This is a genomic window from Stenotrophomonas sp. 05L44_2, assembly GCF_056665995.1.
Genome location: NZ_JBFTNR010000792.1, coordinates 1 through 1,782 on the forward strand (window position 1 = coordinate 1; position 1,782 = coordinate 1,782).

The following is a 1,782-nucleotide window of genomic DNA, read 5'->3' on the forward strand; positions in this document are numbered from 1 at the left end:
CCGATTACCTGTGCCCCTGGTGTATCGCCGATGGCAGGGCAGCGGCCAGTTACGAGGGTGAATTCACCGGCTGGAGCGATATCGAGGGGGTGTCGCCGGACCCGGCCGATCCGCCACCGACCATTCCCCGCGGGCAGTTGCTGGAGATCTGCGAGCGCACCCCGGGCTACTCGTCCTGGCAGCAATCGGTCTGGCTGAGCCATTGTGAACGGCCCTGCGCCTTCCTCGGCTTTGCCGGCAGCGAGGACCYCCTGCCCATCCTCGACCAGGTCCGGCCGGACGTGGCCGAGGTCAACCCGCGCGACGCCGACTGGTTGCTGGAACACCTGAGCCGGGACGGGGAGATGGTTGGCTGCCTGTTCCAGTGCCTGCAATGCGGCCAGCACCGCCTGCATGTGGACCTGGGGTAGMCCGGGGCGGTTTCCGCGTTCGCCGGCCATGGCCCGGCGCTACCATGTTCAGGTCGGTCTGCGGCTCGCCGGTTGCCCGGCAGCCCCATCTGCGCCATAATGCGCGGCTTCCTGCCTCCTTGGCAGGATCCCTTGCCCCACCGCGGTATCAACGGCGGGGGGCTGTCCGGCCGCAAGGCCACATCCGAAAGGTAGAAAAACATGAGTCGTCATTACGAAATCGTGTTCATGGTCCACCCGGACCAGAGCGAGCAGGTCCCGGCCATGATCGAGCGCTACAAGTCGCTGGTCGAGAACGGCAACGGCACCATCCACCGTCTGGAAGACTGGGGCCGCCGCCAGCTGGCGTACCCGATCCAGAACCTGGTGAAGGCGCACTACGTGCTGCTGAACATCGAAGTCGACCAGGCCGTGCTGACCGAGCTGACCGAAAGCTTCCGCTTCAACGACGCCGTCCTGCGCAACCTGGTCATCAAGCGTGACGAGGCTGACACCGAGCAGTCGCTGATCATGAAGAGCAAGGACGAGAAGGGCGACAAGCCCGAGCGTGGTGAGCGTCGTCGTCGTGATGACGAAGAAGGCGAAACCACCCCCGCCGCTGACAACGATGCCGGCGACGACGCCGCTTCGGCCGCCTAAGGAGCACTGACATGTCCAAGTTCTTCCGTCGCCGCAAGTTCTGCAAGTTCACGGCCGAAGGTGTCAAGGAGATCGACTACAAGGATCTCAACACCCTGCGCCAGTACCTGACCGAGAACGGCAAGATCGTGCCGAGCCGCGTCACCGGTACCAAGTCGAAGTACCAGCGTCAGCTGGCGACCGCCGTCAAGCGCGCTCGCTTCCTGGCCCTGATTCCGTACACCGACAACCACGACGTCTGATGCCGGCGGGGCAGCTTCGCGCTGCCCCCGCTGTGCCAGCTATTCGGACAGCCTTTGTTGCGGGGCCCGCGCCTCGCTAACGAATAACTTATCTGGAGCAATACCATGCAGCTGATCCTCCTGCAGAAAGTCACCAACCTCGGCAACCTGGGCGACCTGGTCGACGTGAAGCCGGGCTACGGCCGTAACTTCCTCGTGCCGCAGGGCAAGGCCGTTCCGGCCACCGAGAGCAACAAGGCCGAGTTCGAAGCCAAGCGCGCTGATTACGAAGCCAAGGCCCAGTCCATCCACGCTGAAGCCGAAGCCCGCAAGGCCAAGCTGGAAGGCGCGAGCGTGACCGTCGCCGCCAACGCTTCGACCGAAGGCAAGCTGTACGGCTCGGTCGGCGCGCGCGAAATCGCCGATGCCTTCACCGCTGCCGGCCTGGCGCTGAGCAAGAGCGAAGTCATCCTGGGCGAAGGCGCCTTCCGCAACATTGGCGAGTACGAAGT

At 64.6% G+C, this 1,782-nt stretch carries 4 protein-coding genes; all 4 read left to right on the top strand.

All coding sequences use genetic code 11. The annotated features are described in order from the left end of the window. Positions 1 to 410: CbrC family protein (locus AC1VAN_RS20670; protein ID WP_480986618.1), on the top strand; the 410-nt coding region annotated here is incomplete at its 5' end. A gap of 201 nt (positions 411 to 611) precedes the next feature. Continuing rightward, a complete protein-coding gene (gene rpsF, locus AC1VAN_RS20675) occupies positions 612 to 1,049 on the top strand; it encodes a 30S ribosomal protein S6 (RefSeq protein ID WP_025876882.1) in 438 nt (145 codons plus the stop codon). An 11-nt stretch (positions 1,050 to 1,060) separates the two neighbouring features. Next, positions 1,061 to 1,291, top strand: coding sequence for a 30S ribosomal protein S18 (gene rpsR / locus AC1VAN_RS20680; RefSeq protein WP_002804494.1), 231 nt, complete (start codon positions 1,061 to 1,063; stop codon positions 1,289 to 1,291). A 105-nt stretch (positions 1,292 to 1,396) separates the two neighbouring features. Beyond that, positions 1,397 to 1,782, top strand: a 386-nt coding sequence (gene rplI / locus AC1VAN_RS20685) for a 50S ribosomal protein L9 (RefSeq protein WP_480986619.1), incomplete at its 3' end; no start/stop codon positions are given.